Origin of the sequence: Sphaerisporangium viridialbum, assembly GCF_049674955.1 — a bacterium.
GTDB classification, from domain to species: domain Bacteria; phylum Actinomycetota; class Actinomycetes; order Streptosporangiales; family Streptosporangiaceae; genus Sphaerisporangium; species Sphaerisporangium viridialbum.
The window spans coordinates 6,920,212-6,942,270 of record NZ_CP187232.1 but is presented as its reverse complement, the minus strand read 5'-3'; the positions used below and the strand labels follow the sequence as shown (position 1 = coordinate 6,942,270).

15 protein-coding genes are annotated in these 22,059 nt (G+C 72.7%); 9 read left to right on the top strand and 6 right to left on the bottom strand.

The features are described 5' to 3' along the window. The first annotated feature begins 166 nt into the window (after positions 1-166). Positions 167-3,175, top strand: coding sequence for a DEAD/DEAH box helicase (locus tag ACOZ38_RS31440; RefSeq protein ID WP_424534713.1), 3,009 nt, complete (start codon positions 167-169; stop codon positions 3,173-3,175). A gap of 1 nt (position 3,176) precedes the next feature. Beyond that, complete coding sequence (locus ACOZ38_RS31435; RefSeq protein ID WP_424534712.1) at positions 3,177-4,001, top strand: SWIM zinc finger family protein; 825 nt, start codon at positions 3,177-3,179, stop codon at positions 3,999-4,001. Between the two features lie 174 nt (positions 4,002-4,175). On the opposite strand, the gene ACOZ38_RS31430 is transcribed toward ACOZ38_RS31435, so the two are convergent. The 3 genes from ACOZ38_RS31430 to ACOZ38_RS31420 form a co-directional block, all read right to left on the bottom strand. After that, positions 4,176-5,543: a discoidin domain-containing protein gene (locus ACOZ38_RS31430; RefSeq protein ID WP_424534711.1), complete on the bottom strand. Its 1,368-nt coding sequence runs from the start codon at positions 5,541-5,543 to the stop codon at positions 4,176-4,178. Positions 5,544-5,867: 324 nt separating this feature from the next. Then, complete coding sequence (locus ACOZ38_RS31425) at positions 5,868-8,285, bottom strand: VIT domain-containing protein (RefSeq protein ID WP_424534710.1); 2,418 nt, start codon at positions 8,283-8,285, stop codon at positions 5,868-5,870. Beyond that, positions 8,282-8,992, bottom strand: a complete 711-nt coding sequence (locus tag ACOZ38_RS31420; protein WP_424534709.1) for a MerR family transcriptional regulator — start codon at positions 8,990-8,992, stop codon at positions 8,282-8,284. Before ACOZ38_RS31420 ends, ACOZ38_RS31425 begins: the two co-directional genes overlap by 4 nt. 113 nt (positions 8,993-9,105) lie before the next feature. Here ACOZ38_RS31420 and ACOZ38_RS31415 point away from each other — a divergent pair, with 113 nt between their 5' ends. Continuing rightward, positions 9,106-9,573: a Dps family protein gene (locus tag ACOZ38_RS31415; RefSeq protein ID WP_424534708.1), complete on the top strand. Its 468-nt coding sequence runs from the start codon at positions 9,106-9,108 to the stop codon at positions 9,571-9,573. A 13-nt stretch (positions 9,574-9,586) separates the two neighbouring features. Here the strand turns inward: ACOZ38_RS31415 and ACOZ38_RS31410 are convergent, their stop codons facing one another. Further along, entirely contained in the window at positions 9,587-12,646 is a 3,060-nt protein-coding gene (locus tag ACOZ38_RS31410) for a KAP family P-loop NTPase fold protein (protein ID WP_424534707.1), read from the bottom strand. 228 nt (positions 12,647-12,874) lie between these two features. Then, positions 12,875-13,786 carry a bifunctional helix-turn-helix transcriptional regulator/GNAT family N-acetyltransferase gene (locus ACOZ38_RS31405; protein WP_424534706.1) on the bottom strand — a complete coding sequence of 304 codons (912 nt, stop codon included), beginning with the start codon at positions 13,784-13,786 and terminating at the stop codon, positions 12,875-12,877. Positions 13,787-13,963: 177 nt separating this feature from the next. On the opposite strand from ACOZ38_RS31405, the gene ACOZ38_RS31400 reads away from it, so the two are divergent. The 3 genes from ACOZ38_RS31400 to thiI all read left to right on the top strand — a co-directional run bounded on the left by ACOZ38_RS31400 (position 13,964) and on the right by thiI (position 17,647). Further along, positions 13,964-14,977 (top strand): lactonase family protein, encoded by a 1,014-nt coding sequence (locus ACOZ38_RS31400; RefSeq protein WP_424534705.1) that lies wholly within the window; start codon positions 13,964-13,966, stop codon positions 14,975-14,977. 150 nt (positions 14,978-15,127) lie between these two features. Further along, a complete protein-coding gene (locus ACOZ38_RS31395) occupies positions 15,128-16,153 on the top strand; it encodes a 6-phosphofructokinase (RefSeq protein WP_424534704.1) in 1,026 nt (341 codons plus the stop codon). Positions 16,154-16,387: 234 nt separating this feature from the next. Next, positions 16,388-17,647 carry a tRNA uracil 4-sulfurtransferase ThiI gene (gene thiI / locus ACOZ38_RS31390; RefSeq protein WP_424534703.1) on the top strand — a complete coding sequence of 420 codons (1,260 nt, stop codon included), beginning with the start codon at positions 16,388-16,390 and terminating at the stop codon, positions 17,645-17,647. Between the two features lie 56 nt (positions 17,648-17,703). On the opposite strand, the gene aroF is transcribed toward thiI, so the two are convergent. Beyond that, positions 17,704-18,741 (bottom strand): 3-deoxy-7-phosphoheptulonate synthase, encoded by a 1,038-nt coding sequence (gene aroF, locus ACOZ38_RS31385; protein ID WP_424534702.1) that lies wholly within the window; start codon positions 18,739-18,741, stop codon positions 17,704-17,706. A 273-nt stretch (positions 18,742-19,014) separates the two neighbouring features. Between aroF and ACOZ38_RS31380 the strand changes: the two genes are divergently transcribed. From ACOZ38_RS31380 to ACOZ38_RS31370, 3 genes are all read left to right on the top strand, one after another. After that, the gene (locus tag ACOZ38_RS31380; RefSeq protein WP_405151848.1) at positions 19,015-19,623 is read left to right on the top strand and encodes a molybdopterin-dependent oxidoreductase; all 609 of its coding nucleotides are present in this window, start codon (positions 19,015-19,017) and stop codon (positions 19,621-19,623) included. Positions 19,624-19,677: 54 nt separating this feature from the next. Beyond that, positions 19,678-20,868, top strand: a complete 1,191-nt coding sequence (locus ACOZ38_RS31375; RefSeq protein ID WP_424534701.1) for a histidine kinase — start codon at positions 19,678-19,680, stop codon at positions 20,866-20,868. A gap of 85 nt (positions 20,869-20,953) precedes the next feature. Then, a complete protein-coding gene (locus ACOZ38_RS31370) occupies positions 20,954-21,799 on the top strand; it encodes a LytR/AlgR family response regulator transcription factor (protein WP_424534700.1) in 846 nt (281 codons plus the stop codon). Positions 21,800-22,059 lie beyond the last annotated feature (260 nt).

Below are 22,059 nucleotides of genomic sequence, written 5' to 3'. Positions count from 1 at the left end.
CCCTATGTGTGTTTCGGTCAGACGGCAGCCACGCGCGGGCATAAGCCGCGGCTCGCGGGACGGTACCGTGCAGGGGCGGGAACGAGAGCCCGGCGTCGCGTAACGAAGCCGAGGTGGTGACCGATCCCGCAGCGGTCGGACGGCGTCGGCAGGCGGGGGTGGTCGAGTGCTCGTTGTTCACGGTGCCTGGACGGACGGCAGGCTGGCGCTGTGGGCCGAGGACACCATGTCGCCCGGCGAGCCCGCCCCCCGCGACGGGCACCGCGCCCACCCCTTCGCCGCCCCGGCGCAGTCCCTCGTCTCCGCACTCGGGAAGGCCGCAGCCGGAGCAGCGCCGACCGAGCTGACCCTCCAGCTTCCCGGCTCGGCCAAGAGCCCGCTGCCCTCGCCCGAGTCGGGCCTTCAGACCACGGCGCGCACCCCGAGGATCGCCGCGTGGCGCGTCCCCGCGCTGCTCTTCGGCCCCGCCGGGGCGCTTGGCCTGCTGGGCGCGCTGTCCGACCCGCCCCCGGCGGCCCCGGGCGCGCCCGAGTGGGGGCCGGGCACCTCGCTCCGCTATCTCGCGGTGGTCGCCGAGCACGCCCGCGCCCTGGTCCGGCGCGGCAGGGTGCTGCCCCAGCTCGTGATCGAGGACGGCGTCCACGCCGCCCGCTGGCGCCCCGTGATCACGGGCGTCGACGCGTCCGCCTTCCGCGAGCTGGCCGCCGCGATGCCGCCCGCCTGCCGCGCGGCGGGGGAGGGACGCCCGGCGGCGCGCGTGCTGCACGAGGCCCTCGGAGGGCTCGCCGACGGCGCCACGCGCCTGTCGCTGCCTGAGCGGCTCCTGCGCGGCAACCGCGCCGGCCTCAAGAGCCCCCTGGCCGACCGGTGGCTGCTCGCCCTCACCGGCGGCGACGCCGCGCTCCCCGACGCCGAGCCGAGCGAGGTCAGGCGCCTCGGCAAGGCGCTCCGCGACTGGATGGACTCGGCGCACCAGCTTGACGGCCCCATCCGGGTCTGCTTCCGCCTCAGTGAGCCCGAGGGCGACGACGACGCCTGGGAGCTGGAGTTCGCCCTCCAGTCGGTCGACGACCCCAGCCTGTACGTGCCGGCCTCCCTGCTGTGGGAGGGCAAGCGCGTGCCCGGCCTGCCCAGGCGCCCGGACGAGACGCTGCTCGCCGGCCTCGGCCGCGCCGTACGGCTCTGCCCCGACCTGTACACGGCCCTGCACACCGCGACGCCCTCCCGCATGGTGGTGGACACCGCGTGGGCGTTCGGGTTCCTCCGCCGCGCCGCCCCGTTGCTCCAGGCCGCAGGGTACGGCGTGCGGCTCCCGGCGTGGGCGGGACGCAAGGGGCTCGGCCTCAAGCTGACCACGCGCACCCGTACGGGCACGACGGCCCGCGCGGCGGCGGGGCAGGGGTTCGGGCTGGGCGAGCTGGTGGACTTCAAGGTCGATCTGGCCGTCGGCGACCACACGATCAGCGAGGAGGAGCTGGAGGAGCTGGCCAGGCTCAAGGTCCCCCTCGTGCGCGTGCGCGGCCAGTGGGTCGAGCTGGACGACCGCCAGCTCAAGGCGGCGCTGTCGGCGATCGAGCGGCGCCGGGCGGGCGAGATGACCGTGGCCGAGGTGCTCCAGGAGGTCGTGAACGGCGGCGAGGAGGACCTGCCGCTGGTCGGCGTGGACGCCGACGGCATGCTCGGCGACCTGCTCTCGGGCGAGGCCGACCGCCGCCTGGAGGCGGTCTCCACCCCCGACACCTTCAACGGCAGCCTGCGCCCCTACCAGCAGCGCGGCCTGTCGTGGCTGAGCTTCCTCTCCAAGGTCGGCCTCGGAGGGATCCTCGCGGACGACATGGGCTTGGGAAAAACCGCCCAAACCCTGTCATTGTTGCTGGAGGAGCGGGGTGACGGGGCGGTGGCGCCGACGTTGCTGGTGTGCCCGATGTCGCTGGTGAGCAACTGGCAGAAGGAGGCGGCGCGGTTCGCGCCCTCGCTGCGGGTCTACGTCCATCACGGGGGCACGCGCAAGCGGGACGAGGAGCTGGCGGCGGTGGTCGGGGAGGCCGACCTGGTCGTCACGACGTACGGCACGGCGCTCAGGGACGCCGGCGTCCTCGCCGGGTTCCCCTGGGGGCGGGTGGTCTGCGACGAGGCGCAGGCGATCAAGAACAGCGGCGCGCGGCAGGCCCAGGCCGTACGGTCCATCCCGGCGCGCACGCGGCTGGCGCTGACCGGCACCCCGGTGGAGAACCACCTCGCGGAGCTCTGGTCGATCATGGAGTTCTGCAACCCCGGGCTGCTCGGCCCGGCCAGGCGGTTCCGCGAGCGCTACCAGGAGCCGATCGAGGCGCGCGGCGACGAGGACGCCGCCAGGGCGCTCAAGCGGGCCACGGGGCCGTTCGTCCTGCGCCGCCTGAAGACCGACAAGACGATCATCTCCGACCTCCCCGAGAAGCTGGAGATGAAGGTCTGGTGCACGCTGACGCCCGAGCAGGCGAGCCTGTACCAGGCGGTCGTGAGCGACATGCTGGCCAAGATCGACGACAGCGAGGGCATCGAGCGGCGCGGCAACGTGCTGGCGACGATGACCCGGCTCAAGCAGGTCTGCAACCATCCCGCCCACCTGCTCAAGGACGGCTCCCGGCTGGCGGGGCGCTCGGGGAAGCTCGCCCGGCTGGAGGAGCTCGCCGAGGAGGTCGTCGAGGAGGGGGACAAGGCGCTGGTCTTCACCCAGTACGCCGAGTTCGGGTCCCTGCTCCAGCCCTACCTCGCGGCTCACCTCGACCGCCCCGTGCTGTGGCTGCACGGCGGCCTGCCCAAGAGGAAGCGCGACGAGCTGGTCGACCGCTTCCAGAACGACGACGAGCCGATGATCTTCCTGCTGTCGCTCAAGGCCGCGGGCACCGGGCTGAACCTCACCGCCGCCAACCACGTGATCCACGTGGACCGGTGGTGGAACCCGGCGGTGGAGAACCAGGCCACCGACCGGGCGTTCCGCATCGGCCAGACCAGGAACGTCCAGGTCAGAAAGTTCATCTGCGTGGGAACACTGGAGGAGCGCATCGACGAGATGATCGAGCGCAAGAAGGCACTGGCCGAGAGCGTGGTCGGCACCGGGGAGGACTGGATCACCGGCCTGTCCACCGAGCAGCTGCGCGAGCTGTTCCGCCTCGGCCCCGAGGCGGTGAGCTGACATGCCGGTCGGAAAGGGCGGCTGGTTCGAGGCCGCCGCGCCCATCCGGGTGGAGGGCGGCATCCAGGCGCGCAGCAAGCGCGGGTCCATCGGCGAGCAGTGGTGGTCGCGCCGGTTCATCGACCTGCTCGAACGGATCTGCGACTCAGGCCGGCTCACTCGTGGCAGGTCGTACGCCAGGAAGGGCCAGGTGCTGGAGATCGACCTGTCGCCCGGCGTGGTGCGGGCCCGGGTGCAGGGGTCGCGGCCCGAGCCCTACCTGCTGTCGGTCCGCATCCCGGCGTACGGCGGGGCCGACTGGGCGGGCATCCAGGAGTCGCTGGCCGGGCAGGCGCTGTACCGGGCCAAGCTGCTGGCCGGCGAGATGCCCACCGAGATCGTGGAGGTCTTCGACGCGCTCGCGCTGCCGCTGTTCCCCGCCGAGCTGGACATGGAGTGCTCGTGCCCCGACTGGGGCTCGCCCTGCAAGCACGTGTCGGCGGTGCTGTACCTGCTGGCAGAGGCGTTCGACCAGGACCCGTTCCTGGTGCTGGCCTGGCGCGGGCGCGGCAAGGAGGAGCTGCTGGACGCCCTGCGGGGCATCCCCGCCGACGACGAGGAGTCCCCTGACCCGCTGCACGTGGAGGACGTGCCGCTCGGCGAGCGCGTCAACGACTTCTACTCCTCCCCGGTGCCGCTGAGCCGCCTGCGGCCGAGGACGGGGAACCCCGCCGCGCCCCCCGAGCTCCTGCTGCGCGCGCTGGAGCCGCCGCCGGTCAAGGTGCGTCACATCCCACTGCTGGACATCCTCCGCCCCGCCTACCGGGAGCTGGGCCCGGGGTCCTAGCGGGGATTTCCGCGGGAATTCATGTCGTGCCGCCGGGCCGGCAATGATCGAGATGCCGGTCATCCACGGTCGATAACCGCGTACGTAATTGGGAGAGCGCTCTCTTTGTTTCTTAATCCGGTGCCGCCGCGTGCCTTTCCCAGCGCACGCGGCGGCTTCTACCGGAGCGGATTACTAGGTGCCGTTGACGGCGAACTCCCACAGGGAGTAGCCGTACTGGGTGGCGCGCTGGGTGCCGTACATCCTGATGTACCGGCCGGTGCCGGTCACCGCCAGGTCGTCGGTGCCGCCGTCACCGGTGGTGGTGGAGTAGATGTTCGTCCAGGTGTTGCCGTCCTGCGAGGTCTGGATCTGGTACGCCTTGCCGTAGGCGGCCTCCCAGGTCAGGTTCACGTGGTTGATGTTGTACGACCGGCCGAGGTCCACCCGCACCCACTGGGGGTCGCTGAAGGCGCTCGACCAGCGGGTGCCGGCGTTGCCGTCGGTCGCGTTCGCCGCGCCGGTGCCGGCGTTCTCCGTGGAGGACGCCGTCGTCGGCTTGCCCTGCGCGATGTTCGTCCCGCCACCGCCGTTGCCGGGGGCCTTGTTGTACACGGCGACGTAGTCGATGTTCATCTGCCCGCCGGAGATGGTGGAGGCGTTGGGGCCGCCGCCGAAGGCGTCGGGGAACCCGCCGCCCATCGCCAGGTCGTAGATGATGAAGAACGGGTGGTCGACCGCCTTGGTCCAGGTGGCGGCGTCCACGCGGCTCGCCGGGAGGGTGAAGTAGTTGTTCCCGTCGAGGTACCAGCGGATCTGCTCGGGGCTGGTCGAGCGGTCGATCTCCACGGCGTAGTTGTGGTAGCCGGTCTGGCAGCCCGGGCACGCGCGCTCGCCGCTGCCGAGGCCGGTCGACTCGTTGCACACGCCGCCGGGGTTGGTGCCGCAGTGCAGCGTGCCGAAGACCGAACTGCGGCCGTTGATGTCCTCCAGGATGTCGATCTCACCGCTGGTCGGCCACGGGACCCCGGCGCGCAGGTCGGCGCCGAGCATCCAGAAGGCCGGCCAGTAGCCGGCGCCGTTCGCGGTGGTCACGTTGGGCTGCTGGATCACCGACTCCATCCGCACGACGCCGCCGGGGGGCGCCCCGAAGGTCGCCGCCTGCGTCTCGATGCGGCCGGACGTCCAGCCCGTGCGCGGGGCCGTGCCCGAGTGCAGGGCCCGGAGCACCAGGTGCCCGGCGCCGTCTTGGAAGACGTTCGCCGTGCTGTTGGTCATGGTCTCGATCTCGCCGGTGCCGAAGTTGCTTCCGGGGCCCGTGTCGTACTTCCAGTTCCCGGTGTTCACGCCGGTTCCGGCGGCGCCGTTGAACTCATCGCTCCAGGTCAGCGTGAAGCCCGGCGGGGGAGCCGGGGCGGCCGCGTTGGCGGTGCCGGGAACGGTGACGGCGCCGATGGCCGCGACGCCGACCGTGCCGAGCACCAGTGCCATGGCGGAGCCACTGGCCTTGAGACGCAGCAACAGGCGCTTGCCCGCGCCGCCGCTTGTGCGCTTGCCTAACATCGTCTCTCCCTTGCTGGAAGACCGATCGGCGAACGACGGCGGTCCCGGGTCCAGGTGGTGTTGCCTGCTGTCCGCCGAGACAGGGACGAGGGAGGTGAGCGCACCGGCCATCGATCACCGGTGCGTGCCGGGGTAGCGGATCGGTCGATACTAAGGTGAGAGAGCGCTCTCCGGGGAGAAGTATCACTACTTTACGACGGCTCGTCAATAGCTTCGTTAACATCCCGGAAATGCGCCGGGCCGTCGTTCGCCGGCGGCCGGCACGAACGCCGAGGTGGCCCGGCGGAGCGGGGCCCGGGGCGATGGTCCCCGGGCCCCGGCGCGCTACGAACGCTTCCAGAACGTCGGCCGGCGGCCGGGCCCCGGGGCCTCTCCGGAGCCTGTCGTACCGCCGGTCAGCTCGACGAGCACCTTGATCGCGTGCGCCCACAGGGCGTCCACGTCCGCGCCCGGCGTCTCGCACGCCGACAGCTCGCGGGCCAGGACCGCCAGCTCGTTGTCGCCGCCGCCGACGTAGGCCGCGAGGGCCGCCAGGCGGCTGCCGAGGTCGGCCAGGTAGAGCCGCCGCTCCGCCGCGGGAAGTGACTCGCCGGCGCGCAGCCGCGCGAGCTCCTCCACCAGTTGCGGCCGTACCGAGTCGGGCGAGTGGGGGACCGGCGGCGCGGGCGGGGCCATCTTCGGGCTCGACGAGCGGGCGAACAGACGGCCACGGGGAGCCGAGCGGGTCGGGAACGCCTTCGCGGCGCCGGGCGCGCCCCCGCCGCCGGCAGCGACGGGCCCGCTCTCGTGCGCGCTGAGACTGAAGATCGCCGGTGCGGCGTCCGAGGTGAACGCGGCGGGGGCGGCCGCGATCATCGGAGAGCCGGTGATCGGGGAGGGCATCTCCCAGCCGCTCGGCATCTCCACGGGCTGGATGACCCGGTGCGCCGGCCCGCCCTCGGCGACGACGCGCGTGTCCACGGCCACGAAGGCGGTGAACCGGCACAGCACCCCGTGCCTGAGCGAGGTCTCGACGATCTCCCGCTCCAGGCCGTGCTCGCCGGTCGCGTAGCGGTCCTCCAGACGGCGCAGGTGCGCCCGCGCCCAGATGGCCCTGGCGGCGTCTCCCTCGGCCGGCGTCCCCTCCAGGCGGCGCTCCCAGGGCTGCCCGTCCGCGGCGAGGCCGTGCACGGTCACCGACCCGCGGGCCGGGCCGCGGAACCTCCCCGACACGGTCAGGGGCACGCCGGAGTAGAGCGAGCCGAGGTGGGTCACGGTGCCCGGAAGCACGTCGAGCCCGTCGGGCTTGAGCGACAGGCCGGTGACCAGCGGGGAGCCGATCCTGCGGTGGATGTGCTCCATCGCCTCGTCCAGGCGGTCCTCGGACTCCACCAGCTCGCAGCGGCCCGAGCCGAGGCCCGCGAGCCTGCCGAGGAAGCCGGCGTTGACGGCCCGGTCGATGCCCACGGTGTGGACGCGCACGGCCGCCAGCCGGGCGCCGAGACGTTCGAGGATCTGGTCCTCGTTGCCCACCTGGCCATCGGTGACCAGGACGAGCACCCGCTCCCTGGTGGAGTCGTCCAGCAGGCCGAGCGCCTGCTCCATGGGGTCGAGGATCTCGGTGCCGCCCCGGGCCTCCAGCCGGGCGAGGTGCTCGACCGCGCGGTAGCGGTTGCGGTCGGTCGCGGGGACGAGCCCGGCCTCGAGCCGGTCGGGGCGCTCCACGACGCTGTCGAACGACAGCACCGCGAACCGGTCGGCCGAGGTCAGCGTGTCGACGATGCGCGCCGCCGCGCGCCGGGCGGCGACCATCTTCCACCCGGTCATGCTGCCGGAGCGGTCGAGGAGCAGCGCGACGTCCCTCGGCCGCCGCGCCGCTCGCTCGTCCGGCTCGGGGGGCAGCACGGTGAGGGTGAAGGTGCCGTCGCCGTCGGCGGCGTCCCCGCCGTCCGTCTCGCGGTCGGGTACGAGCGTGAGCGAGCCCGAGGCGGTGAAGTCCAGGCGCAGGACGAAGTCGCGGTCGAGCCGCTCGCCCGGCTGGAGGCGCACGACGCCCTCCTCCTCGGTGACCACGTGCAGGCTGGACCGCATCTCGCGCAGGTCGAGCCCACCCGGGTCGACCCGGGCCGTGAGCGACAGCCGCACCGGGTTGGGGAAGCCGGGGAGCAGCACCGGGGGAGTGATGCGCGAGGCGTCGGGCACGGCGTCGGTGTCGGGGACCACCCCGTCCCCCGCGGAGCGGTCGTCGAGCGGGGTGCCCGGGATGTAGCGGGGGGCCACGACGAGCGGGAAGCGGAAGGTCGCGGCGCCGTCCTCGTACGGCAGCGGCTGGCTGAGCGTCAGCCGGACCGTCACCAGCTCGCCGGGGAGGATGTTGCCGACCCGCATGGTGAAGACGTCCGGGCGCTCCTCCTCGGCGATGGCGGCCCGCCGCCCCTCGGAGACGGCCTGGTCGTAGTCCTGCCGGGCCTGGCCGCGCTCCTTCAGGACGCCCTCCACCACCCGGCCGTCCGCCTCCATCCGGAAGGCGGTCACGGCCGCCCGGTCGGGGAGCGGGAAGACGTAGGTGGCCTCCAGCGGGACGTCGAACGGGTTGCCGAACCCCTGGGTGACCTCCACGCCGCAGGTGAGGGCGGTGATGCGCGCGTCCACCTCGACGCTCTCCAGCGGGAGGTTGCCCTTGCCGGTCCGCAGCGCGCCCAGCCCCGCGTCGGGCAGCGGGGTGTACTCGTCGGGCTTCAACCCGGTGATCTGAACAGTCATGTCTGCATCCCTTCGGACGGGGATCGGGCGAGGTCGGGGTGGATCGGGTGGACGACGGCGGAGCCGGACAGGCCCCGGTCGCGGAGCACGGCGAGCAGGGGCGCGGCGGCCTCCTGGATAGCGGCGACGTCGCCGGGCCCGGCCGCCCGGCCTTCGAGCAGCAGCGTGACCCCCGGCGCGAGCCGTACGCCGTGCACGACCCCGGCGGAATGGGCGTCCCCGTCGAGGCCGGGCTGGACGCCGGGCGGGCCGGCGGGCGCGGCGGCCATCGGCGCGGCCTCGGCCGCGACCGCCGGGCGCTGCGCCCAGAAGCGCGGGCGGGCCGCAGGCCTCCCGTCGAGGTCGGCCCGGGGCGAGCCCCCGGGGCCGCCGTCATAGGGCGCGGGCCCGGCCGTGGCGGGGATCTGGGCGATGGCTTCGAGCGTCGAGTCGGTGGCGCCCGCCAGCTCGGCCTGGATGTCGGCGATGGAACGCCCGTCGGCCTGCCGGCGCTTGACCGCGATCAGCTGGAGGAGATGGCGCCTGCCGTACAGCGCGATTCTGCCCCGGCGGGTCAGCGGCGGGTCGAGCAGGCCGATCGTCGTGTACCACCGGATGAGCCGCTCGTTGGGAACGTCGCGGACCCGGCCGTTGGGCCGCTGCGTCGAGGGGCGCAGCGTGCTCGCCGCCCGCTCCGCCAGCTCGCCGATGGTCCAGGTGTCACTCATGCTTCAATACTGACACTGCAATCATTACAGTGTCAACGTTTAGGATGATTCAGACCGGTTACGGGGTTCTACGTACGAAGGCCATAAACGGACTCTTGAGGGGGAGAATCTTCATGGCCCAGATCACCAGCCCTCTGACAGGCGACAATCAGAAGATCACCGGTGAGGCACTCCAGGGCGCCCTGATCGACCTGCTCGACCTCTCACTGGTGGGCAAGCAGGCCCACTGGAACCTGATCGGGCGCAACTTCCGGTCGCTGCACCTGCAGCTGGACGAGATCGTCGGCATCGCCCGGAGCCGCGCCGACGACGCGGCGGAGCGCGCGGTGGCCCTCGGGGTCAACCCCGACGGGCGTGCGGCGACGGTCGCCCGCGACTCCCAGATACACGGGCTCGACGCGGGCTACATCGACGACGGGAAGGTCGTCGCGGCGTTCACCGACATCCTCGGCGTGGTCATCGCGCGCATGCGCGAACGGGTGAACACCACCGAACAGGCCGATCCGGTTACGCAGGACCTCCTCATCGAGATCACCCAGGACCTGGAGAAGCAGCACTGGATGATCCAGGCGCAGCGCTGAGCGACCTGGGGCTTCAGAGCAGGTCGCGTGCGAGGTAGGCGATCGAGGGCCGGGCGGACAGCAGGGCGCGCAGCGCGTCCCAGCGGGCCGTCCCGGCCTTCGCGTCGCGCAGCAGCCCCGCCTCGGTGAGGGCGACCGCCCACTCGTCCTCTCCCGCGCGGCCCGCCGCCCGTTCCAGCCGGTCGAGCACCGTCTGACCGGCCCCGCGCCGCGGTTCCCGCCGTAGCGGGTCCTCCGGCCACCCGTGTCCCGCCCCCTCGGCGTCGCGTGCCAGGAGCGAGAGCAGGTGCGGCCAGCGGATCGTCAGCACCGCCAGCTTCGCCACCTCCTCGTCGGTGGCCCGTGGCGCACCCGCCATGGCCCGCCTGTAGGTGACGAAGGAGTAGAACCTGAACACGTTGACGTACCTCTTCAGCTCCCTCGGATTGCTCAGCGTGAGCGCGGGAAGGGCCCGCTCGATGGCGGCGTACGCGTTCTGGTCGCTGTAGAGCTCGTCGTAGACGCGGTCGGCGGCGAGCCGCGCGGCGGCCGACAGCCCGCCGATGGCGTCGTCGAAGGCCCGCCCCGGCGCGGCGGCCACCGGCGGGTCCGCGCCCACCGCCAGGCCGCACGCGGGGAGCATCGTCTCCTGGACCCTGCGCGCCACCGCGTCGAGGTCGCCGGCGGTCGGGCCCTGCGCCCTGATCGCCGCCTCCAGGCGGTCGACCAGCACCGCGTCCGGCTGCGGGGATGTGGCGGGCTCCCAGCTCCCCTCGCCGCCGTCCCGCGCGCCCGCCCGCCCCCCGTACGGCTCGGCCGGGACGTCCAGCAGGGTGCGGAGGAAGGCGGGGACCCGCTCGCCGTCGTCCAGCATCGGCACGCTCAGCGGCAGTTGCACGATCTTCTCCAGGAACCGCCACCCGAGACCCGACCGCTCCTCCGTGGCCGCCGGCAGCGTGCGGGCGAGGTCCTGGTAGGCCACCTCGACGTGCGCCGCCACCACCTCGGGCTCCATGGCCAGCACGAACACGCAGTTGGGGAACTCCCCGGCGAGGAACAGGTTCACGGCCTCGATGACCTGCGCGACCGTACCCGGCGAGCACCTGTCGAGGTCGTCCACGAACACCACCAGGGGCCGCTCCTCGGTGGCCACCATGCCGAGCACGCTGCGCATGTCCGTCTGCACCAGGTGCAGGAAGCCGGTCCTGGACCGGTACCCAGGATCGGGCGTCAGCTCCTTGGCCAGCTCGGGGGACACGCCCAGCAGGTCCGGCTGGCGGACCAGCTTGCGGAACGCCGTGTCCGCCGACTCCCCGAGGAACCGCGCCAGCCGTACGGCCGCCGCGGCCAGCAGGACCAGCGAGCCTCCCGACCCCACGGCCGCCGCCGTGCCGCGCAGCAGGGAGCCCAGCGCGGGCACCACGGCCCCGGCGGCCAGCGCGGCGGCGCAGAACAGCAGGGTGGCGCAGAAGGCCAGGGCGACCGGCAGCAGGCGCGTCGCGGCCAGCCGGTAGGCCCGCCTGCGCACCGCGTCCCTGTCGATCCGCGACAGGTTGAGCGTCAGCCAGAAGCGTTCCCGCTCGCTGCGGGGCAGGCGGCAGGTGACCTGGCTGATGATCTCGTGGGCGAGCCCCGCCCAGACCTGCTCGCCGCTCTGGTACATCCAGGGGTTGAACCAGACGGTCGGCCGCCAGTCGGCGTGCCGCAGCGGCAGCTCGCCGGGCACCGCGTACTCCGCGCAGCCCTCCTCGGGCACCTTGGAGCGCGCGAGCACCTCCGCGTTGGTCACCTCCTGCGACGTCCCGCGCAGCCGGTTGAGGTGGATCTCGGCGGGCCGGTCCTCGGCGGCGCCGGGGTCCAGCAGGTCCTGCACCATGCGCATCAGCGAGGTCTTGCCCGCGCCCCACGGCCCCTTGACGCCGATGGTCAGCGGGGGCCGCGTGTCGGGATGGCGGACGAACGCCGCGATCGCCTCGGCGTGGACCCGGTGGCCGAGCCGGTCCCGGATGGTCCACCGGTCGCCGGTCAGCCGGGTGCGGGGCCGCACGGTGCGGCGGGCGGCACGCCACCGGCGCAGCACGCCGGAGACCTGCGAGAGTTCATCGGGGTCCAGCCGCCCGGCGACGGCCCGGCGGATCGCGGGGTCGGCGAACGGCCCGTCCCGCCCGAGCAGGCCCCACGCGGCCAGCTCCCGCGGCGCCTCCCCCGAGGAGACGCCCTCCATGAGCAGCTCCGCGACCTCGGGCGTGAGCGGCTCGTTCTCGGCCAGCAGGGTCGCGCGGCGCAGCAACCGCCTGGCGTCCTCGCCGAGGTGGACCTCGTAGATCCTGCTCACCAGCTCGGCGGCCGAGACGGGCGGCACGGCGTCGCCCGCGACGGCGAGGCGGGCGAGCGCCGTCCCGAAGGCGGTGCCCAGATCGCGCACGGACCGCCGCGCGGACGCGACGCCGATCAGCTCGCCCTCGCCGTAGGTGAGCAGGTAGGGCCGGCGGTCGGCGCCGAGCTCCGCGCACCGCTCCTCCGCGTACCGGTACAGGTCGCCGACCGAGACGGTGCCGTCGCGGTCGAGATCCGCCTCGCCCGACAGGATGCCGTCGGCCAGGATCCCGGTGAGGGACACCGTGCGGCCGGGCCGTTCGCCCGGCATGGTCGCGCTGGTGGTGAGCGCGGCGGCGGCCGCCACGGGCTCGCCCCTGACCCGCAGGCGGCCGAGGGTCTCGTGGGGCCGGTCGGGGTTCGCCGTCACCAGCCACCCGAAGTCGACGACCAGCAGCAGCGCCGCGCCGTCCGACCGCTCGACCCGGCGGGCGAACTCGCCCATCAGCGCGCCGAACTCCCTCCGCCCCCACCCCGACTCGGTGGACCAGCGCACGAGGAGCAGGTCGCCGGGCTCGACGGCGTCCAGGAAGGCGCCGACGCGACGGTGGTCGCCCGCGTCGCCGTCCGCGGTCTCGACCGCGTACCCCTGGGCGGTCAGGGCGTGGACCAGCCTGCGGTCGGCGCCGCCCGCCGGGGCGGGCCCGCTCTCGCGATCGAGGAAGACCAGGGCCTTGCGCGTCCTGATCGCCGGAGCGGGCGGCGCTGAAACGATCATCGAGGTCATTCGGCGGGCTCCCATGGCCGGGCGGCGGGCTCTGCGCCCCCTGCCCGCAGGGCCGGTCCGGTGCCCATGCGCTGTCAGTGCCGTGCTGGTCCCGTGCTGGTATGGGGCTCGCTCGGATGGTGCCAGACGCCGGGCCGGTCCCGGGCGCGCCGCGAAAGGGCGAGACCCGCGCTTTGCCCGGTCTTTCCCACCGGGGTGCTCAGGGTCGGGCTCTGGGGCTCAGAGGTCGCGGGACCAGGTCTGCATCGTGAGCTCGGTGCCCCAGTCGCGCTCGGTGTGCTGCTCGTCGAGCCGGAACCCCGCCCGCTCGTAGATGCGCCGCGCGGCCACCAGCACGTCGACCGTGACCAGGATGATCCGCTCGTACCCGGCCCTGCGGGCGAAGGCGAGGCACTCCTCCACGAGCCGTCCGCCGACTCCCATGCCCCGGGTGGACGGCTCGACCAGCAGCAGCCGGAGCTGGGCCGTGCGGTCGTCCTTCCTGACGCAGAAGATCGACCCGGCGGGCTCGCCGCGGACCTCGGCGATCCAGCCCGCCTCGCGCTTGGGATCGTGGCCCCGCACGTAGTCGGCGACGATGCGGGCGGTCGTCGCCTCGAAGGTCTCGTCCCACCCGTACTCCTCGGCGTACAGCACCCCGTGCCGGTGCACCACCCAGCCGAGGTCGCCGGGGCGCGGCGGTCGGATGACGTACGGCTCGGGCTTCGGGGCCTCGCCGAGGACCTGCCGGATGGTCGTCATGGCCGAGAGCAGGCGGCGGCGGTCCTCCTCGCCGAGCGGTGAGAGCATGTCGCGCACCGCGGCGGCCGAGGCCTCGTCGAGCGTCGAGTAGACGGCCCGGCCCGCCTCGCTGAGCCGGACGACCTGGCGCCGGGCGTCCGCCGCCGAGCGCTCCCGCGTGACCAGCCCGTCCGCCTCGAAACGGGCGAGCATCCGGCTGAGGTACCCGCCGTCCAGGCCGAGCAGCCGCCGCAGCTCGCCGGTCTCCGTCTCGTCCCTTTTGTCCAGCTCGAACAGGACCCTGGCCTCCGTGAGGGAGTACGCGGTGTCGTGCATCCCGGCCCCGAGCACGCCGATGACGCGGGTGTAGAAGCGGTTGAAGGCGCGGACCCCGGTGATGAGCTCATCCATCGTTGCTCCGATCAACTGATTCGTTGCCTCAGTCAAGCATGTTCGCGCCCGGAGATCCAGACTGTGGACGCGACTTGTGCCCCCCGGGCTCCTGGCACAAAATCGGAACCGTGGAGAAGGGTCGTGGCGTGCCCCCCTTCAAGATCGAAACGGGTCCATGGCGCTATTGTCGATCACATGACTTCGGGGTACGACGTGCTCTACATCGGCGGATACACACCTGAGACCGGCGGGTCGGGTGCCGGGCTGACCGTGGTCCGGCGGGAGGAGGGCGGCGTCCTCAAGGCGCTGGCCGAGACCGCCGCGCCGGGCCCGTCCTTCCTCGCCCTGCACCCCCGGCTTCCCGTGCTGTACGCGGTGCTGGAGCGCGAGGAGGGCGGCGTCGCCGCCTACTCCGCCGACCCGGACGGGCCGGGCCTGCTCGCCGACGCGGCGAGCGGCGGGTCCTACCCCTGCCACCTGGCCGTCGACCCCACCGGCTCCTGGCTCGCGGTCGCCAACTACGGCGACGGCACGCTCGCGATGTACCGCCTCGGCAGCTCTGGCCTGTTCGACGGGCGTCCGAGGATCTTCCCGCACCAGGGCCACGGGCCCGACCCCTCCCGGCAGGCCGAGCCGCACGCGCACCAGGCGGTCTTCGGCCCCGGACGGGCGCTCCACGTCACCGACCTCGGCACCGACGAGGTCCGCCGCTACCTCCTCGGCACCGAGCCCGACCTGCACCCCGAGGGCCCGGCGCGGCTGACGCCCGGCAGCGGCCCGCGCCACATGGTGCACCACGACGGCCGCTGGTACGTCGCGGGAGAGCTCGACGGCATGATCACGGTCTACGACGCCGAGTGGCGCGAGGTCGGGCGCGTGCCGGCCAGCGAGTCCGGCGGCCCGAACCACGTCTCCCACATCGAGATGTCGGCGGACGGCCGCCACCTCTACGTCGCCAACCGGGGCCCCGACACCATCGCCGTCTTCGGCATGCGGGACCTGGAGGACGCCGTGCCGTCCCGGGTGGCCGAGGTCGGCTCGGGCGGGCTGTGGCCCCGCCACTTCGCCGTCGCGGGCGACCACATGTACGTCGCCAACCAGCGCTCGGACGCCGTCGCGACGCTCCAGATCAACGACGGGGTGCCCACGCCCACGGGGGAGACGTTCAAGGTCGGCAGTCCCTCGTGCGTGCTGGCCGTGGCGGTGTAGACCCCGCTCTCACCACTTGGTCTAGACCAATGTTGGCCACTGGGGCACAATGCTCTGCGTTGGTGGCCGCGCCGGGGATGCGCGAAAGCATTCTGGCGGCCGCGGAGCTCAACATAGTCTGACTGTGTACCCCATCGGGAGGAACCCGCCATGCGTATCGGAGTGCTTACAGGGGGCGGCGACTGCCCCGGGCTCAACGCCGTCATCCGTGCCGTCGTCCGCAAGGGCATCGGCGTCTACGGCCATGAGTTCGTGGGGTTCCGCGACGGCTGGCGCGGCCCTCTGGAGGGCGAGACGATGCCGCTGGAGATCCAGACGGTGCGGGGCATCCTGCCCCGCGGCGGCACGATCCTGGGCTCCTCGCGGACGAACCCCATCAAGATCGAGGGCGGCGTCGACCGCATCAAGAAGAACCTCGCCGAGGGCGGGGTCGACGCGCTGATCGCCATCGGCGGCGAGGACACGCTCGGCGTGGCCAAGCAGCTGTTCGACCTCGGCGTCAAGGTCGTCGGCGTGCCGAAGACGATCGACAACGACCTCAACGCGACCGACTACACCTTCGGCTTCGACACGGCCGTCAACATCGCGACCGAGGCGATCGACCGCCTGCACACCACGGCCGAGTCGCACCACCGCGCGCTGATCTGCGAGGTCATGGGCCGTCACGCCGGCTGGATCGCGCTGCACGCCGGCATGGCCGGTGGCGCCAACGTCATCCTGATCCCGGAGAAGCCCTTCGACATCGACAAGGTCTGCGAGTACGTCGAGAGCCGCTTCAAGACCCGCTACTCGCCGATCATCGTGGTCGCCGAGGGCGCGCACCCGATCGAGGGCCAGATGGCGCTCCAGGCCGGCGAGCTCGACGCGTTCGGCCACGTCCGCCTCGGCGGCATCGGCGAGCAGCTCGCCCACGAGATCGAGAAGCGCACCGGCAAGGAGGCCCGCACCACCGTGCTCGGCCACATCCAGCGTGGTGGCACCCCCAGCTCGTTCGACCGGGTGCTCGCCACCCGCTTCGGCCTGCAGGCCATCGACGCCGCCCACGACGGCGACTTCGGCAAGATGGTCGCGCTGCGCGGCACCGACATCGTCCGGGTGGGCCTGGACGCCGCGACCTCCGAGCTCAAGACCGTGCCCCCGTCGCGTTACGAGGAGGCCGAGGTCTTCTTCGGCTGATCGTCCCCGCCTCCTCCGCACCACCCCCCGGGCCCGTGGCGGCCGGGGGGCGGTGCACCGGCCCTGGAGCACGTACGGGCCGGCCGGGGTGGGGCACGGAGAGGGGCCGATCCGGTGTGCGGGGTCCGGGACCCCGTCATCCGGGATAAATTGAAGGGTGCCCTGCGCAGGAACGACCTTCCGCGCGGCACGCGGCCCGGCTCCGACTCCCATCCACCGCCCGGAGGCAACCCCATGTCCATCGCGCCCCCGTCAGCTCTGGGTGAGCCCTGCGTCCTGCTCAAGCTGGGTGAGGTCGTCCTCAAGGGCAAGAACCGCGAGCTGTTCGAGCGGCAGCTGCAGATGAACATCAAGTCCGCGCTGAAGAGCATGGGCGTGAAGGTCGACGTCCGCCAGCGCCACGGTGTCATCGCGATCCTGCTCCCCGAGGGCACCGGCGTGGAGACCGCCGACGCCATCGCCGCGCGGCTCACCGACGTGATGGGCCTGGTGTGGATCCACCGCGCCTGGCGGGTCGCCAAGGACCCCGACGCCGTCACCGCGGCGGCGCTGGAGCTGGTCGCCGGGCGTCCCGAGGTCGAGCGCAAGGCGACGTTCGCGGTGCGCTCGCGCCGCCGCGACAAGCGGTTCCCCCTCCGCTCCAACGAGCTCGACCGCATGGTCGGCGGCGAGATCAACGACAAGTACGGCCTGCCGGTCCGCCTGAAGAACCCCGAGCTCACCGTGCACATCGAGGTCGACAGGGACGAGGTGTTCGTCTTCACGGACGGCCTGCCGGGCCAGGGCGGCCTCCCCGTCGGCACCAGCGGGCGCGGCCTCGTGCTGATGTCGGGCGGCATCGACTCGCCCGTCGCCGCCTACCGCATGCTCCGCAGGGGCCTCCAGGTCGACTTCCTGCACTTCTCCGGCATCCCGTTCACCACGTCCGAGTCGATCTACAAGGCGTACGCCCTGGTGCGCGCGCTGAGCAAGTTCCAGGTGCGGGCACGGCTGTTCGTGGTGCCGTTCGGCAAGGCGCAGCAGTCGCTGAAGTCCTCGGGCGCCGACCGCCTTCAGGTGGTCGCCCAGCGCCGCCTCATGCTCAAGACCGCCGAGGAGGTCGCCCACCGCCTGCGGCGCGCCGTGCTCGTCACCGGCGACTCGCTCGGCCAGGTCTCCTCGCAGACCCTGCAGAACATCACCGCGCTCGACGACGCCGTGAGCCTGCCGATCCTGCGGCCCCTCATCGGCATGGACAAGTCCGAGATCATGGCAGAGGCCCGCCGCATCGGCACCCTGGAGATCTCCGAGCTTCCCGACGAGGACTGCTGCACCCTGCTCACCCCGCGCAGGGTCGAGACCCACGCCCGCATCGCCGACCTCCGCCAGATCGAGAAGCGCCTGGACGCCGAGGAGCTCGCCGTCCAGCTCGCCGACTCCGTCCAGGAGTACAAGATCGAGGAGTCGGGCCCCAAGGCCGGCACCGCCCTCCCCGTGGTCGCGGCCGGCGCCTAGCGCACCCGGAGCCCGCGCGGGACGGCGGCCCCCCGAGGCCGCCCTCCTCGCGGGGTCTACGCCACGGGGGTGAGCGCGGTGGCGGGCACGCGGTCCATCAGGGGCGGGAAGTCGCGCATGACGCGGGCCAGCTCGTCCAGGTCGCCGTCGACGAGCGCCTGAGGGCCGTCGCAGAGCGCCTGCTCGGGGTGCGGGTGGACGTCGATGATGATCCCGTCGGCCCCGACGGCGATCGCGGAGCGCGCCAGCGGGAGCACCAGGTCGCGGCGGCCGCCGGAGTGCGAGGGGTCGATGATGACCGGCAGGTGCGACAGCCGCTGTGCCACCGGCACGGCCGAGACGTCCAGGGTGTTGCGGGTGGCGGTCTCGAAGGTGCGGATGCCGCGCTCGCACAGGACGATGTCGAGGTTGCCGCGCTGGGCGATGTACTCGGCCGCCATGAGCCACTCCTCGATCGTGGCGTTCATGCCGCGCTTCAGCATGACCGGCTTGCCGACCGACCCGACGGCCTGCAGCAGCGCGAAGTTCTGCGCGTTGCGGGTGCCCACCTGGAGCATGTCGGCGTAGGAGGCGACCAGCTCGACGTCGTGGGCGTCCACGACCTCGGTGACGATCGGCAGGCCGGTCTCCTCGCGCACGTCGGCGAGGATGCGCAGCCCGCGCTCGCCGAGCCCCTGGAAGGCGTACGGCGAGGTGCGCGGCTTGTACGCGCCGCCGCGCAGCAGGCTCGCCCCCGCGGCCCTGGCCATACGCGCCGCCTCCAGCGTCTGCTGGGGCGTCTCGACCGCGCACGGACCGGCGATCAGCGTGACGGTGTCGGGCCCGATCGGCACCCCGGCCACCCGGACGGTCGATCTCTCGGGGTGGTTCTCCCTGCTCACCAGCTTGTAGGGCACGGACACGCGGATGACGTCGGCCACGCCGGGCTGGCTCCCGAGGTTCAGGGTGCCGAACTGCGTTATGTCCCCGACGAGGCCGATGATCGTGCGGTTGACGCCACGGCTGACGAAGGCCTCGCCTCCCGCCGTGGCTACCAGGTCGACGATGGCGTCGATCTCCTGCTGTCCGGCCTCGGGAGACATGACGATGACCATGATGGTGCCCTTCTCGATGAAACCGCCTGGAAAACGACGAAGGCCCCGGGTCCTTGGGGACCCGGGGCCTTCGTCGACGTTTGCCTGTCAGCGCAGCATCCGACGGCGAACGGTCCGTTCCACGGGTCCGTCGCCATACCAAAATTCGAATACAGTACGCATTTGCTGAAAAGCATAGCGCATGCCCTCGGGTGGTCATCGGGCGCCTGGGTTCGCCGGGACTACCGGGGTGCCAATGACACGCGGTCAAGAGCGCGGTGGCAGGATTGCTGCGTGCCGGATCCAACCGAGGAGACCCGACTGCCCCCCGGGCAGTACATCCCACGTGGCCGCCCGGTCATCCACTACGGCCGGGTCCCGCAGTTCCGGCCGGAGCGCTGGAACATGTCGGTGTTCGGGGCCACCGCCTCGGGCGAGGAGATCCGCTTCACCTGGCCCGAGTTCTCCGCGCTGCCCCGCGTGAGCGTCATCGCCGACTTCCACTGCGTCACCAAGTTCTCGATCATGGGCAACGAGTGGGGCGGCATATCGGCCAAGACCCTGATGGAGGCCGCCCCTCCGGCGGCGGGCGTCAGCCACGTCATGATCTGGGGGGAGTACGGCTACAGCGCCAACCTCCGCATCGAGGACTTCGACCGCGACTCCACGATCTTCGCCATGGAGCTGGACGAGAAGCCGCTGACCTCCGAGCGGGGGTTTCCGGTCCGCATCGTGGTCCCCCACCTTTACGCCTGGAAGAGCGTGAAATGGGTGCGTGCCGTGGAGTACCTGCTGGCCGACCGCCGGGGGTTCTGGGAGGAGCGCGGCTACCACAACCTGGGCGATCCGTGGCGTGAACAGCGCTATGCCTACCAGGAGGATCCCGGAGACGGTCCTTCCTAGGGTTCCGCAGAGTTCGGGCACGATCACATAAGGTCACCTATTACGGTTGCCCGCATGCTCCTTACCGGGTGGGCACTGTTATGCGTTCTGAGCGGTCTTTTGGGGTACGGCCTCGGCCGCCGCGGCGGCGACGCCGGGCGCGACGACCAGGCCGACAACGCCACGTTCGCCACCCTGCACCTCGCCGCGATGGCCGCGCCCTACCTCAGGGCCGGTCTCGCCCGCGACTCCGCCCGCCGGGCCGTACGCCACCTGCGCGCCCTCCTCGGCACGGAGGCCCTCGCCGTGACCTCCACCGACCAGGTGCTGGCCTGGGACGGCGCCTGGGAGCCTCCCGGCGAGGCGCGCACCCGCGACCTGCTGGGCCACGTCCACGGCGTCCTGGCCGGCGGGCGGCCCCACCTGGTCGCGGGCGACGAGCTGTTCTGCGAGGCCGAGGACTGCGCCATCCGCGACGCCGTCGTGGTGCCGCTCACCGTCGACGGGCGGGTCATCGGCTCGCTGGCCGCCTACGACACCCAGGTGAGCGCGGCGCTCGTACGGGCGGCCGCCGAGGTCGGGCAGTGGGCCTCGGGCCAGCTGGAGCTGGCCGAGCTGGAGGCCGCGCGGCGGCGGGCACTGGACGCCGAGACGCGGGCCCTGCGGGCGCAGATCTCGCCGCACTTCGTCTGCAACTCGCTGGCCACGATCGCCTCGTTCACGCGCACCGACCCCGACCGCGCCCGCGAGCTGCTGCTGGACTTCGCCGACTTCGCCAGGCACGCCCTGCGCCGCGCGGGCGACTTCACCACGCTCTCCGACGAGCTCACCTGCGTCGACCGCTACCTGCTGCTCGAACGGGCGCGCTTCGGCGACAAGCTGCGCTTCGTCGTGGACGTCATGCGCGAGGTGCTGCCGGTGCCCGTGCCCTTCCTGTGCCTGCAGCCCCTCGTGGAGAACGCCATCACCCACGGCATCCGCAGGGGCGGCGGGTCAGGCGAGGTCAGCGTGGTGGTGCGCGACGTGGGCAACGAGGTCCACATCACCGTCGAGGACGACGGGGCGGGCATGGACCCCGAGCGGGTCAGGGAGATGCTCGACGGCGAGCCGCCGAGCGGCGACAGCGGCGGCATCGGCCTCGCGAACGTCGACGTGCGGCTGCGCCAGATCTACGGCCAGGAGTACGGGCTGGTCATCGACACCGCGCCCGGCGAGGGCACGACGGTCCGCATGCGCGTCCCGAAAATCCGCCCAAGATATAGCTAAATGGAGTCGAACGGTTACACAATGTTGAGATGAGGCTTGCCCGGCGGGCGGTCCGGGCGGCAGCGTTGTCCTCATGCTCCGTGTCTTGGCGGTTGACGATGAAGTGCACGCGCTGTCGGAACTGGCGTACCTCCTCCGGCAGGACAGCCGCGTCGAACAGGTGCTGACGGCCTCCGACGGCGTGGCCGCGCTGCAGGACATGGTCGCCATGATCGGCGCGGGTGAGCGGCTCGACAGCGTGTTCCTCGACATCCGCATGCCCGGTCTCGACGGCCTCGACCTGGCCAGGCTCATCGGCGCCTTCCCGAGCCCGCCGAAGCTGGTGTTCGTCACCGCGCACGACGACCGCGCGGTGCAGGCGTTCGAGCTGGAGGCCGTCGACTACCTGCTGAAGCCGCTGCGGCCCGACCGGGTCGCCGAGGCCGTTCGCCGCCTGGAGTCCGCCACGTACGGCCCGTCGGCGGCCGAGGCGGCGATGGACGACGTGATCCCGGTCGAGCTGAGCGGGCGCACCAGCTTCGTCCCCCAGCACGCCGTCACCTACGCCGAGGCCAGCGGCGACTACGTGCGCCTGCACACCGCCGAGGGCACCCACCTGGTGCGCATGTCCCTGGCCGCCCTGGAGCGCCGCTGGGGCTCCTCGGGGTTCATCCGCATCCACCGCAGCACGCTGGTGTCCGCCCGGCACGTCACCGAGATGCGCTTCGACGAGGGCCGCATCGTGCTCCGCGTCGGCGCCACGACCCTGCCCGTCAGCCGGCGGCACACCCGCCGCGTCCGCGAGCAGCTCGTCCGGCAGTCCCGCGGCGCCCTGCCGTCGGGGACCCTGCCATCGGGGGCGCTGCCGTCGGGGACCCTGTCCTCGGGTGCCGAGGCGCTCGCGGCCGGGGCCCTGCCGTTCGGCGCCCACCCGGTCTCGTCGGGCCCGTGAGGCCGCCCGCCTCCCTCCGGTCCGTGAGACCTGATGCCCGGCGCCCGCCCCTGAGCCCCGCGTCCGTACGGCCGGTGAGGCCGCGCGCCTCTCGCCGGACGGGCGGTGCCGCTCGGCGCGAGCCCCCGGCCTACCGCTCGTCGGCGCGTAGGCACCGCTCGTCGCGCCGCCACGTTCCGTATATCGCTGGCTACTGACCGCTTGGCGAGGCGGCCCCCAAGTGGGCCACATGACCCCGATGACCCACCGTAATGTCATCC